We start from the raw sequence: 16,534 nt of genomic DNA, 5'->3' as shown, positions 1-16,534 counted from the left end.
ACGCAGGGTCAACGCCCGGGGGAATAGGGGTGTCGCGCCCGTTCACGGCCGACCTAGCGTGCGATCACCCCGTGGCCGGAACCGACCCGGGGCAATCGATACCGAGCTGGGAGCGTGCAGATGTCCGCGGGCTTCGATCCTGTCGCTGATGACCTGTCGGGCACGGAGGACCGTCCGGGCGCCGCACTGGCCGGCCGGCTGGCCGGACTTCCCGCGAGCGAGCAGACCAGACTGCTCCTCGACCTCGTCTGCGCCCAGGCCGCGGCGGCCCTCCGCAAGGCCAGGCCCGACACCGAACCGGCCGTCACGACCGGGACGTCCTTCAAGGAACTCGGCCTGGACTCCATCGCGCTGGTCGACCTGCACGCGCGGATCAACGCCGCGACCGGGCTCGGCCTCCCGGTGACCGCCGCGTTCGACCACCCGAGCCCGGAGCTGCTGGCCGCCTGCGTCCGCACCGAACTCCTCGGCGAGCCCGCCGCACCGGCCGCTGCCCAGGCCGCCCCGGCCGAGGCCGCGGACCGTTACGACGGCGAGCCGATCGCCGTCGTCGGCGTCAGCGGACGCTTCCCCGGCGGGGTGCGCTCCGCCGAGGAGCTGTGGGACCTGGTCGCCCGGGGCGGGAGTGCCGTCGGCCCCTTCCCCGACAACCGCGGCTGGGACCTCGACGCCCTCTTCGACGACGACCCCGCCACCCCCGGCACCTGCTACACCCGCACCGGCGGCTTCCTGCACGACGCCCCGGACTTCGACGCCGAGTTCTTCGGGATCGGCCCGCGCGAGGCCCTCGCCATGGACCCGCAGCAGCGCCTGCTGCTGGAGACGGCCTGGGAGGCACTGGAGCGCACCGGCATCGACCCGACCTCGCTGCGCGGCAGCCGCACCGGTGTGTTCATCGGCGCCGGCCCCTCCGAGTACGGGCCCCGCGTCCAGGACGCCCCCGAGGCACTGACCGGCTACCTCGTCACCGGCGGCGCGCTCAGCGTCACCTCGGGCCGCGTCGCGTACGCGCTCGGTCTGGAAGGCCCCGCGCTCACCGTCGACACCGCCTGCTCCGGATCGCTGGTCTCCCTGCACCTGGCCGTGCAGTCGCTGCGCCGCGGCGAGTGCTCCATGGCGCTGGCGGGCGGTGTCACCGTACTGAGCACCCCCGGCCTGTTCACCGAGTTCAGCCGGCAGCGGGGGCTGGCCCCCGACGGACACGTCAAGGCGTTCGCCGCGGCCGCCGACGGGACCTCCTTCGCGGAGGGCGTCGGCCTGCTCGTCGTGGAACGCCTCTCCGACGCCCGCCGCAACGGCCACCAGGTCCTCGCGCTCATCCGCGGCTCGGCCGTCAACCAGGACGGCGCCAGCAACGGCCTGACCGCCCCCAGCGGCACCGCCCAGCAGCGGGTCATCCTCCAGGCCCTCGCCGACGCCGGGCTGTCGGCCGCCGACGTGGACGCCGTCGAGGCCCACGGCACGGGCACCACCCTCGGCGACCCGATCGAGGCGCGCGCCCTGATCGCGACCTACGGCAAGGAGCGGCCCGAGGACCGGCCGCTGTGGCTCGGCTCGGTCAAGTCGAACCTCGGGCACACCCAGGCCGCGGCCGGTGTGGCCGGCCTGATGAAGATGATCATGGCGATGCGCGAGGGCGTACTGCCGCGGACCCTGGGCGTCGACGCGCCCACCGGGAACGTCGACTGGTCGGCCGGGACCGTCCGGCTGCTCACCGAGCCGGTCGAGTGGCCCGCGGCCGAGGACCGGCCGCGCCGTGCGGGCGTCTCCGGCTTCGGCGTCAGCGGCACCAACGCCCACGTGATCGTCGAGGAGCCGCCGCGCGACCTCGCCCCGGGAGCCCCGGGAGCCCCAGGCGGTGCGGGCGGTGCGGACGGTACGGACGGTGCGGAGCCCGCCGCCGGGCTCCCCGCCGGAAGGCCAGCCCTCGTGCCCGTCAGCGCCCGCTCCGAGGACGGGCTGCGCGCCCAGGCCGAGCGGCTCGCCGGCTTCCTCGCCGAGCGGTCCGACCTGACCCCCGACGACCTCGGCCACGCCCTCGGCACCGGCCGAGCCGCACTCGAACACCGCGCCACCGTCCTCGCCGCCGACCGCGACGAGCTCCTCGACGGCCTGCGCGCCCTCGCGGCCGGCGACACCACCGCCCCCGGCCTGCGCACCGGCGCCCTGCCCGCCGGGCGCCTCGCGTTCCTCTTCACCGGCCAGGGCAGCCAGCGCCTGGCCATGGGCCGGCAGCTCTACGACGCCCACCCGGTCTTCGCGGACGCCCTCGCCGACGCCATCGGCTGGCTCGACCTCCAGCTCGACACCTCGCTGTGGGACGTGCTCTTCGCCGCGCCGGACTCCGAGGCCGCCGCGCTGCTGGACGAGACGCGGTATGCGCAGACCGCGCTGTTCGCCGTCGAGGTCGCCCTGTACCGCCTGGTCGAATCCTGGGGCGTACGCCCCGACTTCCTCGCCGGCCACTCGATCGGCGAGATCGCCGCCGCCCACGTCGCGGGCGTCCTCACCCTCGAGGACGCCGCCACCCTCGTCGCCGCGCGCGGCCGCCTGATGCAGGAACTGCCCCGCGGCGGCGCCATGATCGCCGTCCAGGCCACCGAGGCGGAGGCCGTGGCGTTCCTCGACGGACGCGCCGGCATCGGCATCGCCGCCGTCAACGGCCCCGAGTCCGTGGTGATCTCCGGCGAGGAGACCCAGGCGCTGGAACTCGCCGGACACTTCGAGGCCCTGGGCCGCAAGACCAAGCGGCTGCGGGTCAGCCACGCCTTCCACTCGCCGCTCATGGAGCCGATGCTGGCGGAGTTCCGCCGGATCGCCGGGATCCTCAGCTACGCCCCGCCGCGCATCCCCGTGGTCTCCACCGTCACCGGCCGCCCCGCCACCGCAGAGGAACTCTGCTCGCCCGACTACTGGACCGGCCACGTCCGCGAAGCCGTCCGCTTCGCCGACGCCCTCGGCTGGCTCGTCGCGGACGGCGGTGTCCGCACCTTCCTGGAACTCGGCCCCGACGGGGTCCTCAGCGCCATGGGCCAGAACTGCCTGCCCGAAGAGCGCGAGGACGACACCGTGTTCGCCCCGCTGCTGCGCGCCGGCAAGGACGAGGTCCGCGAAGCGCTCCACGCCGTCGCCCTCGCCCACACCCGCGGCGCGCACCTCGACTGGCAGGTCCTCCACGCCGGCCGCCCCACCCGCCGCGTCGACCTGCCCACCTACGCCTTCCGCACCCGGCGCTACTGGATCGCCCCCGAGAAGGCGGCGGGCGACCCCTCCGGGCTCGGCCAGCTCGCCGCCCGGCACCCGCTGCTCGGGTCGGTCGTCGGCCTCGCGGGCGCGGGCGGCACCGTGCTGACCGGCCGCCTCTCGCTGCGCACCCACCCCTGGATCGCCGACCACACCATCGCGGGCACCACCCTGCTGCCCGGCACCGCCTTCGTGGAACTCGCCCTGCGGGCCGGCGCCGAGACCGGTTGCGAGCTGGTCGAGGAGCTCACCCTCCAGTCCCCGCTGGTGCTCCCCCGGACGGGCGGCGTCGCACTCCAGGTCCTGGTCGCCGCCCCCGACGCCGCGGGCCGCCGGACCATCGAGTGCCACTCGCGCACGGACGCCGCCGACGCCGCCGAGGACACCTGGGTGTGCCACGCCACCGGCGTGCTCGCCCCCTCGGCCCCCGCGCCCGACGCCGCCGCCCTGGCGGGCCAGTGGCCCCCGGCCGGCGCCGTGTCCCTGGACGTCGGCGACCTGTACGGCGACATGGCCGACGAGGGGTACGGGTACGGGCCCTCCTTCCACGGCGTCCGCGCCGCCTGGCTCCTCGACGGCGAGGTGTTCGCCGACGTGGAACTCCCGCAGCCGGCCCGCGCCGACGCGGCGGGCTTCGGACTGCACCCGGCCCTGCTGGACGCCGCCCTGCACCCCGCCGACCACGCCCTGTCCGCCCGGGGCAACCGCCCCGAGGGCACCTGGATCCCGTTCTCCTGGAACGGCGTCGCCCTGCACGCCGCCGGCGCGGCCTCCGTACGCGTCCGGATCACCGCCCGGGGCCGCGAGGAACTCGCGGTGACCGTCGCCGGCCCCGACGGAGCCCCCGTCGCCCGGATCGACTCCCTGCTGCTGCGCGCCGTCACCGCGGACCAGCTCGCCGGGGACCGGCCCGACCCCCTGCTGCGCGTCCAGTGGAACCCCGTCGAACTCCCGTCGCACGCACCCGAGTTCACGGCACTGGCCGACGTGGCCGACGGCGCCGCCGTGCCGCCGCTCGTCGTCCACCGCGCCCTGCCCACCCCGGACGGCGACCTGCCCGCCGCCGTCCGCGCGGTCACCGCCGACGCACTGACCGCCGTACAGGCCTGGCTGGCCGACGAGCGCTACGCCGACTCCCGCCTCGTCGTCGTCACCCGCCACGGCGCCTCCGTGCCCGGAACCGACGTCGACCTCGCGCAGGCTCCCGTCTGGGGTCTGGTCCGCTCGGCCGAGGCGGAGAACCCCGGCCGCTTCGTACTCGTCGACACCGACGCGGCCGGTGAAGCCGCCCTCGGCCGGGCCCTCGCCGCCGGCCGGGAGCCCGAGCTCGCCCTGCGCGGAACCGAGTCGTACGTGCCGAGGCTGGCCGCCGTGCCCGCCCCCGCGGAGGACCGGCCCTCGCCCTGGGACGCCACCGGCACCGTGCTGATCACCGGCGGCACCGGCGGCGTGGGCGCCGAGCTCGCCCGACACCTCGTCGAGCGGCACGGCGTACGCCACCTCCTGCTCACCAGCCGGCGCGGCCCCGACGCCCCCGGCGCCCGCGAACTGGTCGCCGCGCTCGCCGCGGCGGGCGCCCGGGCCACCGTCACCGCCACCGACGTCGCCGACCGCGACGCACTGGCCGCCCTGCTCGCACAGATCCCCGCTGCCCACCCGCTGACGGCCGTCGTCCACGCCGCCGGCGTCATCGACGACGGTCTCGTCGGCTCCCTCACCCCGCAGCGGCTCGACACCGTCCTGCGGCCCAAGGTGGACGCCGCCTGGAACCTGCACGAGCTGACCGCAGGCCTCGACCTCACCGCGTTCGTCCTGTTCTCCTCCGCCTCCACCGTCCTCGACGGCGCCGGCCAGGGCAACTACGCCGCCGCCAACCTCTTCCTCGACGCGCTGGCCGCCCACCGCGCCGCCGCCGGGCAGGTCGTCACCTCCCTCGCCTGGGGTCTGTGGGCCGGCGGCGGCGGCATGGGAGCCACGCTCGACGCGGCCGCCCTGACCCGCATCGAGCGCCTCGGCCTGGACTCCCTGTCCTTCGAGGAGAACCTCGCCCGGCTCGACGACGCCCTCGCCGGCCACGAGCCGGCCGTGGTCCCCGTACGCGTCAACCACCGCGCCGTACGCGGCCGCGCCGACGGCACCCCCACCCTGCTGCGCGCCCTCGTGCGCAGCGCCGTACGCCGCCCCGCCGCCGCGGGCACCGCCTCCGCGACCGCCACCGCGACCGGCCCCGGCCCGCTCGCCGCCCAGCTCGCCGGACTCGCCGCCGCCGACCGCCTCGCCACCGTCCTGCTGCTGGTCCGCACCGAAGCCGCGGCCGTCCTCGGCTACCAGAGCGCCGAGGAGGTCACTGCCACCCGCGCCTTCACCGAGACCGGCTTCGACTCGCTGGCCGCCGTCGAGCTGCGCAACCGGCTCTCCAGCGCCACCGGCCTGCGTCTCAGCGCGACGCTGACCTTCGACTACCCGACGGCCACCGCCCTCGCCGAACACCTCGTCACCAAGCTGCTCGGCGCGGCCGCCCCCACCGCGACTGCCGAGACCCGCCCCGCGGCGGGCGAGGGCTCCGCCGCCGCCTCCGACGACCCGATCGTGATCGTCGGCATGGCCTGCCGCTACCCGGGCGGGGTCTCCTCGCCCGAGGACCTGTGGCAGCTCGTCGCCGAGGGCTCCGACGCCATCGGCCCCTTCCCCGCCGACCGCGGCTGGGCCGCCGACCTGTACGACCCGGAGATCGGCAAGCCCGGCAGGACCTACTCCACCGAGGGCGGATTCCTCTACGACGCGGCCCAGTTCGACCCCGCGTTCTTCGGGATCAGCCCCCGCGAGGCCCAGGCCATGGACCCGCAGCAGCGGCTCCTGCTCGAAGTCGCCTGGGAGACCTTCGAACGAGCCGGGATGGACCCCCGGTCCGTCAAGGGCAGCAACACCGGCGTCTTCGCCGGCGTGATGTACCACGACTGGGGCCTGCGGCTCGGCCCGCTCCCCGAGGACGTGGCCGGCTACCACGGCAACGGCAGCCTCGCCAGCGTGGTCTCAGGGCGCGTCGCCTACGCCCTCGGCCTCGAAGGCCCCGCGGTCAGCGTCGACACGGCCTGCTCCTCGTCCCTGGTGGCCCTGCACATGGCCGCGCGTTCACTGCGCTCGGGCGAGTGCTCGCTGGCCCTGGCCGGCGGAGTCACCATCATGTCCACCCCCGACACCTTCCTCGACATGAGCCGCCAGCGCGGCCTCGCCTCCGACGGCCGCTGCAAGTCCTTCGGGGCGGGTGCGGACGGTACGGGCTGGGGTGAGGGTGCGGGTGTGCTGCTGCTGGAGCGGCTCTCCGACGCCCGCCGCAACGGTCACCGGGTGCTGGCGGTGGTGAAGGGTTCGGCGCTCAACCAGGACGGTGCGAGCAACGGCCTCACCGCTCCGAACGGTCCGGCGCAGCAGCGGGTGATCCGCCAGGCGCTGGCCGACGCGGGTCTGTCGGCCGCCGAGGTCGACGTGGTCGAGGCGCACGGCACGGGTACCCGCCTCGGTGACCCGATCGAGGCGCAGGCCCTCCTGGAGACCTACGGCCAGGACCGCCCCGAGGGCCGGCCGCTGTGGCTGGGCTCCATCAAGTCCAACATGGGTCACACGCAGGCCGCGGCCGGTGTCGCCGGGATCATCAAGATGGTCATGGCCATGGACCACGGCGTCCTGCCGCGCACCCTCTACGCCGAGACCCCCTCGGACCAGGTCGACTGGTCGGCGGGCGAGGTGGAACTCCTCACCGAGGCCCGCGACTGGGTGGCGCCCGGCGGCGTCCGCCGGGCCGGCGTCTCCTCGTTCGGCATCAGCGGCACCAACGCCCACGTGATCATCGAGCAGGCACCCGAGCCCGCTCCCGCCGACGCGTCCGCCGCCCCCGAGCCGGGCCGGCCCCTCCCCGCCCTCCCCTGGCCGGTCTCCGGCGCCACGACCGAAGCCCTGCGGGCCCAGGCCGACCGCCTGCGGGAGCGCCTCGACGCCCTCTCCGACGAGGAACTGGCCGCAGCCGCCCACACGCTGGCCACCGGCCGCGCGGCACTGGAGCACCGCGCCGTGGCCCTGGGCGCCGACCGCGCCGAACTCTCCCGCTCGCTGGAGCAGCTCGCCGGCGCGGGCGTGGCCCAGGACGGGAAGACGGCGTTCCTCTTCACGGGTCAAGGCGCGCAGCGCCTCGGAATGGGCCGCGAACTGTACGAGGCGTTCCCCGAGTTCGCCGCCGCGTTCGACGCGGTGTGCGCGGAGGTCGACGTCCACCTGGGGCGTTCTCTGAAGGACGTCGTCTGGGGTGAGGACGCGGAGGCGCTGAACGCGACCGCGGTCACCCAGCCCGCGCTGTTCGCCCTGGAAGTGGCCCTGTTCCGGCTGGTGGAGGCGTGGGGCGTCAAGCCCGATGTCGTTGCCGGTCACTCGATCGGTGAGCTGGCCGCCGCGCATGTCGCCGGGGTGTTCTCGCTCTCCGACGCGGCCCGGCTGGTGGTGGCGCGTGGTCGTCTGATGCAGGAGCTTCCTGCGGGTGGCGCGATGCTCGCGGTCCAGGCGACGGAGGACGAGGTTCTTCCGCTGCTGACGGAGGGTGTCGGTGTCGCGGCGGTCAACGGGCCGCAGTCCGTGGTGGTTTCGGGTGCGGAGGCGGCCGTCCTGGCCGTCGGTGAGCACTTCACCGTCGCCGGTCGCAAGACGAGCCGTCTGGCGGTCTCGCACGCCTTCCACTCCTCCCTGATGGACCCGATGCTGGACGAGTTCCGTTCCGTGGCGGGTGCGGTGACCTATGCGCCGCCGCGTGTGGCGGTGGTTTCCACCGTGACGGGTGAGCTCTGCGAGGACTGGCAGTCGCCCGAGTACTGGGTCGGTCAGGTCCGCGAGGCGGTCCGCTTCGCCGACGCCGTCCGCCGCGCCGAGGCGCTCGGCGTACGCACCTTCCTGGAGATCGGCCCCGACGCCGTCCTCACCGCCCTCGGCGCGGGCTCGGCCACCGGCGAGGACACCGGCTTCGTCGCCCTGCTGCGCCGCGACCGCGACGAAGCACGCGAGGTGCTGACCGGCGTCGGCGCGGCCTGGGCACGCGGCAGCGCCGTCTCCTGGCCCGCCGTCCTCGGCCGGAGCGGCCGTCCCGGCCCGCTCGTGGACCTGCCCACGTACGCCTTCCAGCGCAAGCGCTACTGGCTCGACGTCCCGGCCCCGACCGGCGACGTCGGCTCCGCCGGCCTCGACCCGATCGCCCACCCGATCCTCAGCGCGACCGTGTTCTCGCCCGAGTCGGGCTCCGTCGTCCTGACCGGCCGGCTGTCCGCGGCCGGACAGCCCTGGGTCGGCGACCACGCGGTGCACGGCGCGATCCTGCTCCCCGGCACCGGCTTCGTCGAGCTCGCTGTACGCCTCGGCGACGAGGTGGGCTGCGACCTCCTGGAGGAACTGACCCTGGAGGCGCCGCTCGTCCTGCCCGCGCACGGCGGAGCCGCCCTGCGCGTCGTCGCCGGCGCCCCCGACGAGTCGGGCCGCCGCCCCCTGCACATCCACTCCCGCCTGGACGGCGCCCCCGCCGGGGCCTGGACCCGCCACGCCACCGGCTTCCTCGCCACCGGCGCACCCCCGCGGGTCGACGCCGACCTGGCGCAGTGGCCGCCGCGCGGCGCCACCCCCGTCGAGGTCACCGGCGCCTACGAGCGGCTGCGCGAACGGGGCTACGGCTACGGCCCCGCCTTCCAGGGCCTCAAGGCCGCCTGGCGGCGCGGCGACGAGCTGTTCGCCGAGGTCGAGCTGCCCGACACGGTGCGCGCCGAAGCCGCCGGGTACGGGCTGCACCCCGCCCTCCTCGACACCGCCATGCACGTCGACGTCCTGGTCGACCAGGGCGAGGGCGGCACCGAGGCGCTGCTGCCCTTCGCCTGGAGCGGCGTCTCGCTGCACGCCACCGGAGCCGCCGCCCTGCGCGTGTACGTACGCCGCATCCGCGGCGCCGAGGAGTCGGCGATGGTCGTCGCCGACGAAACCGGCCGCCCGGTGATGACCGTGGCCTCGCTGATCTGCCGGTCCGTCTCCGCCGACCAGCTGGAGCCGGCCGACGGAGTCCTCACCGACGACCTCCAGCATGTCGAATGGACCACCCTCCCGGCGGCGGCCCGGCCCACCGGGTACTCCGGCGTCGTCCTCGACGAGTACGGGCTGACCATCCACGCCGACACCCCGGCCGTCGTCCTGGGAGTCTGCCCCACCCCGGCCGGCCGGCCGGTCCCCGACGCCGCCCGCGCGGTCACCTCGTACGTACTGGGCCTGATGCAGTCCTGGCTCACCGACGAGCGGTTCGGGAGCTCCACGCTGGTCGTCGTCACCCGCGGCGCGGTCGCCACCGGCGCCGCCACCGCCCCGGACCTGACCCAGGCCCCGGTGTGGGGCCTGGTCCGGGCGGCGCAGGCCGAGAACCCGGGCCGGATCGTCCTGCTCGACACCGACCCGGACGAGGACACCGCGCCGGCCGACGTCGACCCCGCCCTCGTGGCGCTGGCCCTGGAACAGGGCGAGCCCGAACTCGCCCTGCGCGACGGCCGCTTCCTCACCCCGCGGCTCGTCAGGACGGCGGTGCCCGAAGCCGACGCCCCCTGGAGCGGCCGGGGCACCGTCCTGATCACCGGCGGCACCGGCGGCCTCGGCGCCCGCCTCGCCCACCACCTCGTCACCCGGCACGGCGTCCGGCACCTGGTCCTCACCAGCCGCCGGGGCACGGACGCACCCGGCTCCGCCGCACTGCGCGGCCGGCTCGTCGAAGCGGGAGCCGAACACGTCCGGATCGCCGCCTGCGACGCCGCCGACCGGTCCGCGCTGGCCGCCGTACTCGACGCGATCCCGGACGAGCACCCGCTCACCGGCATCGTGCACGCGGCGGGCGTCGTGGACCCGGGCCTGATCGCCGCGCTCACCCCGCAGAGCCTGAACACCGTCATGCGGCCCAAGGCCGACGCCGCCTGGCACCTGCACGAGCTGACCGCCGGCCTCGACCTCACCGCGTTCGTCCTGTTCTCCTCCGCGGGCGGCCTCGTCCTCCCCGCCGGCCAGGGCAACTACGCCGCCGCCAACGTATTCCTCGACGCCCTCGCCGCCCACCGGCGGGCCGCGGGCCTCCCGGCCACCGCCCTCGCCTACGGACTGTGGGCCGTCAACACCGGCCTCGGCGGCGAACTCACCGACGCCGACATAGAGAAGATGAACCGGCTCGGCCTGCCCGCCCTCCCCGAGGGCCGCGGTCTCGAACTCTTCGACGAAGCCCTGCGCACCCGCCACGCCCTGCTCGCCCCGCTGCCCGTCGACCCGGCCGCCCTGCACGCCCGCGGCACCGACGTCCCGCCGCTGCTGCGAGCCGCCGTCGCCCGGCCCACCACGGCCCGGCGCGCCGCCGCGAACAGCGCACCCGGCGGCGACGGCCTCGCCCGCAAGCTGGCCGCCCTCACCGCCGCCGAACGCGGCCGGGCCCTGCTCGACCTGGTCGCCACCCAGGTCGCGGCCGTCCTCGGCCACGAATCCGCCGACAGCGTCGGAGCCGACCGCGCCTTCAAGGAACTCGGCTTCGACTCCCTCGCCGCCGTCGAACTGCGCAACGCGCTCAACGCGGCCACCGGACTGCGCCTGCCCGTCACCCTCGTCTTCGACTACCCGAACACCCGGGCCGTCGCCGAGTACCTCGCGCAGGACCACTTCGCCCCGGACCACGACGGCGCCGAGCCCGACCCGGCCGCCGAACGGGCCGCCCCCGTCGGCCTGTCCGACGACGAGCCCATCGCGATCGTCGGCATCAGCTGCCGCTTCCCCGGCGGGGTGCGCTCCGCCGAGGACCTGTGGGACCTCGTCGCCGAAGGCCGCGACGCCATCGCCGACTTCCCCGCCGACCGGGGCTGGGACACCGACGCCATCTACGACCCGGAACCCGGCCTGCACGGGAAGACGTACGCCCGCGAAGGCGGATTCCTCTACGACGCCGCCGAGTTCGACCCCGCGTTCTTCGGGATCAGCCCCCGCGAGGCCATCGCCATGGACCCCCAGCAGCGCCTCCTCCTGGAAGCCGCCTGGGAGGCGTTCGAGCGCGCCGGCATCGACCCGTCCGCCATGCGCGGCAGCCAGACCGGCGTCTACGCCGGCGTCATGTACCACGACTACGGCTCCCGCCTCCAGAACATCCCCGACGACGTCGCCGGCTACCTCGGCAACGGCACCGCCGCCTCCATCCTCACCGGCCGCGTCGCCTACGCCCTCGGCCTCGAAGGCCCCGCCGTCAGCGTCGACACCGCCTGCTCCTCCTCGCTGGTCGCCCTCCACATGGCCTGCCAGGCCCTGCGCCGCGGCGAGGTCGCCATGGCCCTGGCCGGCGGTGTCACCGTGATGTCGACCCCCGAGATCTACGTCGAGTTCGCCCAGCAGCGCGGACTCTCCGCCGACGGCCGCTGCAAGGCCTTCGCGGGCGGCGCGGACGGCACCGGCTGGGCCGAAGGCGTCGGCCTGCTGCTCGTGGAGCGGCTCTCCGACGCCCAGCGCCTGGGACACGACGTACTCGCCGTGATCCGCGGCTCCGCCATCAACCAGGACGGCGCCAGCAACGGCCTGACCGCCCCCAACGGGCCCTCGCAGCAGCGCGTCATCCAGCGCGCGCTGGCCACCTGCGGCCTCACCACCTCCGACGTGGACCTCGTGGAGGGCCACGGCACCGGAACCCGCCTCGGCGACCCGATCGAGGCCCAGGCCCTGCTCGCCACCTACGGGCAGGGACGGCCCGCCGACGACCCGGTGTGGCTGGGCTCCATCAAGTCCAACATCGGCCACGCCCAGGCCGCGGCCGGCGTCAGCGGTGTCATCAAGTCCGTCATGGCCCTGCGCAACGACCTGATGCCCAAGACCCTGCACGTGGACGAGCCCTCGCCCGAGGTCGACTGGGAGGCCGGCAACGTCCGGCTGCTCACCGAGGCCCGGCCCTGGCCGCGCCGCGCGGACCGCCCGCGCCGCGCCACCGTCTCCTCGTTCGGGCTCAGCGGCACCAACGCCCACCTCATCGTCGAGGAGGCCCCGGCCCCGGCGCGGACGGCCGCCCCGGCCGCGACGGCGTCCGGCGCCCCGGCCGTGCCGCTGCTGCTGTCGGGCTCCGACCCGCAGGCCCCGGCCCGCCAGGCCGAGGCGCTGCGTGCCCGGCTGCTCGCCGACCCGGAACTCGGCCTCGCCGACGTCGCCTACACCCTGGCCACCGGCCGGGCGGCGCTGGAACACCGGGCAATGGTCCTCGCCGGAGACCGCGAGGCCACCCTGAGCGAACTCGCCGCCCTCGCCGCCGGTGACGGCGTACGGGGCTCCGCGCGCACGGGCGGCCGGACGGCGTTCCTGTTCACGGGGCAGGGGGCGCAGCGGTTGGGTATGGGGCGTGAGCTGTATGGGGCGTTTCCGGTGTTCGCGGAGGCCTTCGACGCGGTGTGCGCGGAGGTCGACGTCCACCTGGGGCGTTCTCTGAAGGACGTCGTGTGGGGTGAGGACGCGGAGGCGCTGAACGCGACCGCGCTCACTCAGCCGGCGCTGTTCGCCCTGGAAGTGGCCCTGTTCCGGCTGGTGGAGGCGTGGGGTGTCAGGGCGGATGTCGTGGCCGGTCACTCGATTGGTGAGCTGGCGGCGGCGCATGTCGCCGGGGTGTTCTCGCTGGCGGACGCGGCACGGTTGGTGGTGGCGCGTGGTCGTCTGATGCAGGAGCTTCCGGCCGGTGGCGCGATGCTCGCGGTGCAGGCGACGGAGGACGAGGTCCTGCCGCTGCTGACCGACGGCGTGGGCATCGCCGCCGTCAACGGGCCGCAGTCGGTGGTGGTTTCGGGCGTCGAGGCGGCCGTCCTGGCCGTCGGTGAGCACTTCGCCGCCGCCGGTCGCAAGACCAGTCGTCTGGCGGTCTCGCACGCCTTCCACTCCTCCCTGATGGACCCGATGTTGGATGAATTCCGTTCCGTGGCACGTGGGTTGGCATATGGGGCGCCGCGTGTGGCGGTGGTTTCCACCGTGACGAGTGAGCTCTGCGAGGACTGGCGGTCGTCCGAGTACTGGGTCGGCCAGGTCCGCGAGGCCGTCCGCTTCGCCGACGCCGTGCGGACGCTGGAGGAGCAGGGCGTCACCCGGTTCCTGGAGATCGGCCCCGACGCCGTCCTGACCGGTCTCGCCGGGCAGAGCCTCGACTCCGACCAGGACGTGGTCCTCGTACCGGCCGTCCGCAAGAACCGCCCCGAGCCGGAGACGCTCGTCGCCGCGCTCGGACGGCTCCACACCGCCGGAGCGGCCGTCGACTGGAAGGCCTTCTTCGACGGCAGCGGCGCCCGCCGGGTCGACCTGCCCACGTACGCCTTCCAGCGCACCCGCTACTGGCTCGACGCCCCCGCCGCCGTCGGGGACGCCGCCGGCATGGGCCAGCTCGCCGCCGGGCATCCGCTGCTCAGCGCGGTCGTGGTCTCCCCGGAGACCGGAGCCCCGGTCCTCACCGGCAGGCTCTCCACCGTCACCCACCCGTGGCTGGCCGACCACGCCGTGCACGGCACCGTCCTGCTGCCCGGCACCGCCTACGTGGAGATGGCGCTCCGCGCCGGCCTGGAGGCGGGCTGCGCCCAGCTGGAGGAGCTGACGCAGGAGACCCCGCTGCTGCTGCCCGCGGGCACCGGCGTCGCGGTCCAGGTGGTCGTCGGCGAGGCCGACCCGTCCGGACGGCGCGACGTCACCGTCTACTCCCGCGCCGAGAGCCTGGCCGCGGACGCCCCCTGGACCCGCAACGCCCGCGGTGTCCTCGCCCCCGAACCGGCGCCCGCCACCCCGGACCTGGAGTCCTGGCCGCCGGCCGGAGCCCAGCCGGTGGACGTCAGCGGCATGTACGAGGACCTCTCCGGCCTCGGTTACGGATACGGCCCGGTCTTCCAGGGCCTCAAGACGGCCTGGCGGCGCGGCGACGAGCTCTACGCCGAGATCACCCTGCCCGAGCACGCCCGCACCGACGCCGCCCTGTTCGCCCTGCACCCGGCGCTGCTCGACGCGGCCCTGCACGCGGAGCGCATCTTCGACGGGGACCACGACGGCCCCGTCCGGGCGGCCCTGCCGTTCGTCTGGAACGGCGTCACCCTCCACGCCACCGGCGCTGCGGCGCTGCGTGTCCGGTTGACCAAGCCGGGCCCCGACGCCGTGGCCCTGCGGATCAGTGCCCCGACCGGTGAGCCGGTGGCGACCGTCGAATCGCTGGTGGTCCGCGAGGTGTCGGCCGAACAGCTGGCGGGCGACGGCGGCGGCCGCGACGCCGTCCTGCACCGGGTCGACTGGCAGGCGCGGCCCCAGCAGCCGACCGCCGCACCGGTGGACACCGCCGACTGGGCCGTGGTCGGGGCGGCACTGCCCGGCTTCCGGCAGGTCGCCTCGTTCGCCGGCCTCGCGGCGGAGTCCCGGGTGCCCGGCACGGTCGTCCTGACCCCGCCGGACGTCTCCGACGTGTCCGACGTCTTCGGTACGAACGGCGGCGTGCCCGAGCAGGTGCGCACCGGCGTCGGCCGGCTGCTCGACGGACTCGCGGAGTGGCTCGCCGACGCCCGGTTCGCCGACTCCCGGCTGGTCCTCGTCACCCGCAACGCGGTGGCGGTGGACCCGCAGCGGCCCGACGCGGCGCCCGTGGACTGGGTGCAGGCCCCGCTGTGGGGAGTGCTGCGGGCCGCGCAGGCCGAGAATCCGGGCCGCTTCACCGTGGTCGACCTGGACGACGCGGCGGAGTCCGTAGGGTCCCTGCCCGCCGCCGTGGCCTCCGGGGAGCCGGAGATCGCCGTCCGGCGCGGGGAGATCCTCGTACCCCGGTACGTGCCCGCCACCGCCCCCGCCGGCGCGTCCCCGGTCTGGGACGCGGAGGGCACCGTGCTGATCACCGGCGGCACCGGCCTGCTGGGCGGCGTGCTCGCCCGGCACCTGGTCACCGAGCAGGGCGTACGCCACCTCGTCCTGACCAGCCGCCGGGGCACGGACGCCCCGGGCGCCGCCGCCCTGCACGCCGAACTCACCGAAGCCGGAGCCGAGGTACGGATCGTCGCGGTCGACGCCGCCGACCGGTACGCCCTGGCCGCCCTGCTCGACGAGATCCCGGCCGCACACCCGCTCACCGGTGTCGTGCACGCCGCAGGGGTCATGGACAACGCCCTGGTCGGAGCGGTCACCAAGGAGCAGGTGAGCAAGGTGCTGCGGCCCAAGGCCGACGCGGCCTGGCACCTGCACGAACTGACCAAGGACCTCGACCTGTCGGCCTTCGTGCTGTACTCCTCGGCGGGCGGCCAGATCCTGTCCGCCGGGCAGGCCACCTATGCCGCGGCGAACGTCTTCCTCGACGCCCTCGCCGCCGGACGCCGTGCCGCCGGGCTCGCCGCCACCTCCCTCGCGTGGGGCCTGTGGGAAGGCACCGTGGGCGAGGGACCGGAGCTGACCGAGGCGGACCTGCGCCGGATGAGCCGCTCCGGTGTGCTGGAGCTGTCCTTCGCCGACGGGCTCGCCCTGTTCGACGAGGCCATGGGCCTGGACGACGCCCTGCTGGCACCGGTCCGGCTGGACCGCACCGCACTGCGCGAGCGGGCCGACGAGATCCCGGCCCTGCTGCGGGCCCTGGCCGGCCCGCCCGTCCGCAAGCCCGTCAAGGCGGCCCCGGTGCCCTCCGCGGGCGCCGCCGACACCGGAGGCACCCTGGTCCGGGCCAAGCTGGCCGGACTGACCGCCGGACCCGAGCGGGTCCGCTACCTGGAAGAACTCGTACGGGTCCACGCGGCGGCCGTCCTCGGTCACGGCGACCCGGCCGGCGTCCCGGCCGACCGCGGGTTCACCGAACTGGGACTGGACTCGCTCGGCGCGATCGAACTGCGCAACCGGCTCCAGAAGGCGACCGGGTTGCGCCTGCCCGCCACGCTGATGTTCGACTACCCCAACTCGGGGGCCCTGGCCGGATTCCTGCGCGAGGAACTGGAACCCGAGGAGGAGCCGGCCAGCACGGCCGGAGCTCAGCTCGACGAGGACGCCATCAGGCGGGCCCTGCTGTCGATCCCGGCGGCCCGGCTGCGCGAGGCGGGCCTGCTCGACGCCCTTCTCGGCCTGGCCCGGACAGCGGCGGCCGGCCCGGCCGCCGAGCCCGACGCCGAACCGGCGGACCAGGGAGCGGCCATCGAGGACATGGGTGTGGACGACCTCATCCGTGCCGCCATGGCCGGCGGCGAACTCAGCTGAACCCGAAGGCAGCCGAACCCACCTCAGCAGAACCTGACCCGAC

At 75.5% G+C, this 16,534-nt stretch carries 1 protein-coding gene; it reads left to right on the top strand.

Going from position 1 to position 16,534, the window contains the following annotated elements; all coding sequences use genetic code 11:
* Positions 1 to 120: 120 nt before the first annotated feature.
* A complete protein-coding gene (locus AB0O29_RS00720; protein ID WP_365143923.1) occupies positions 121 to 16,491 on the top strand; it encodes a type I polyketide synthase in 16,371 nt (5,456 codons plus the stop codon).
* Positions 16,492 to 16,534: the final 43 nt, after the last annotated feature.

The organism is Streptomyces sp. NPDC089915 (assembly GCF_040684675.1).
Taxonomy (GTDB): Bacteria; Actinomycetota; Actinomycetes; order Streptomycetales; family Streptomycetaceae; genus Streptomyces.
Note: the sequence above shows the minus strand (reverse complement) of the source record. Positions and strands in the feature narration are given on the sequence as shown.

Coding starts and splice junctions, on each gene's coding strand:
- AB0O29_RS00720 (WP_365143923.1), top strand. CDS start 121: ATGTCCGCGGGCTTCGATCCTGTCGCTGATGACCTGTCGGGCACGGAG.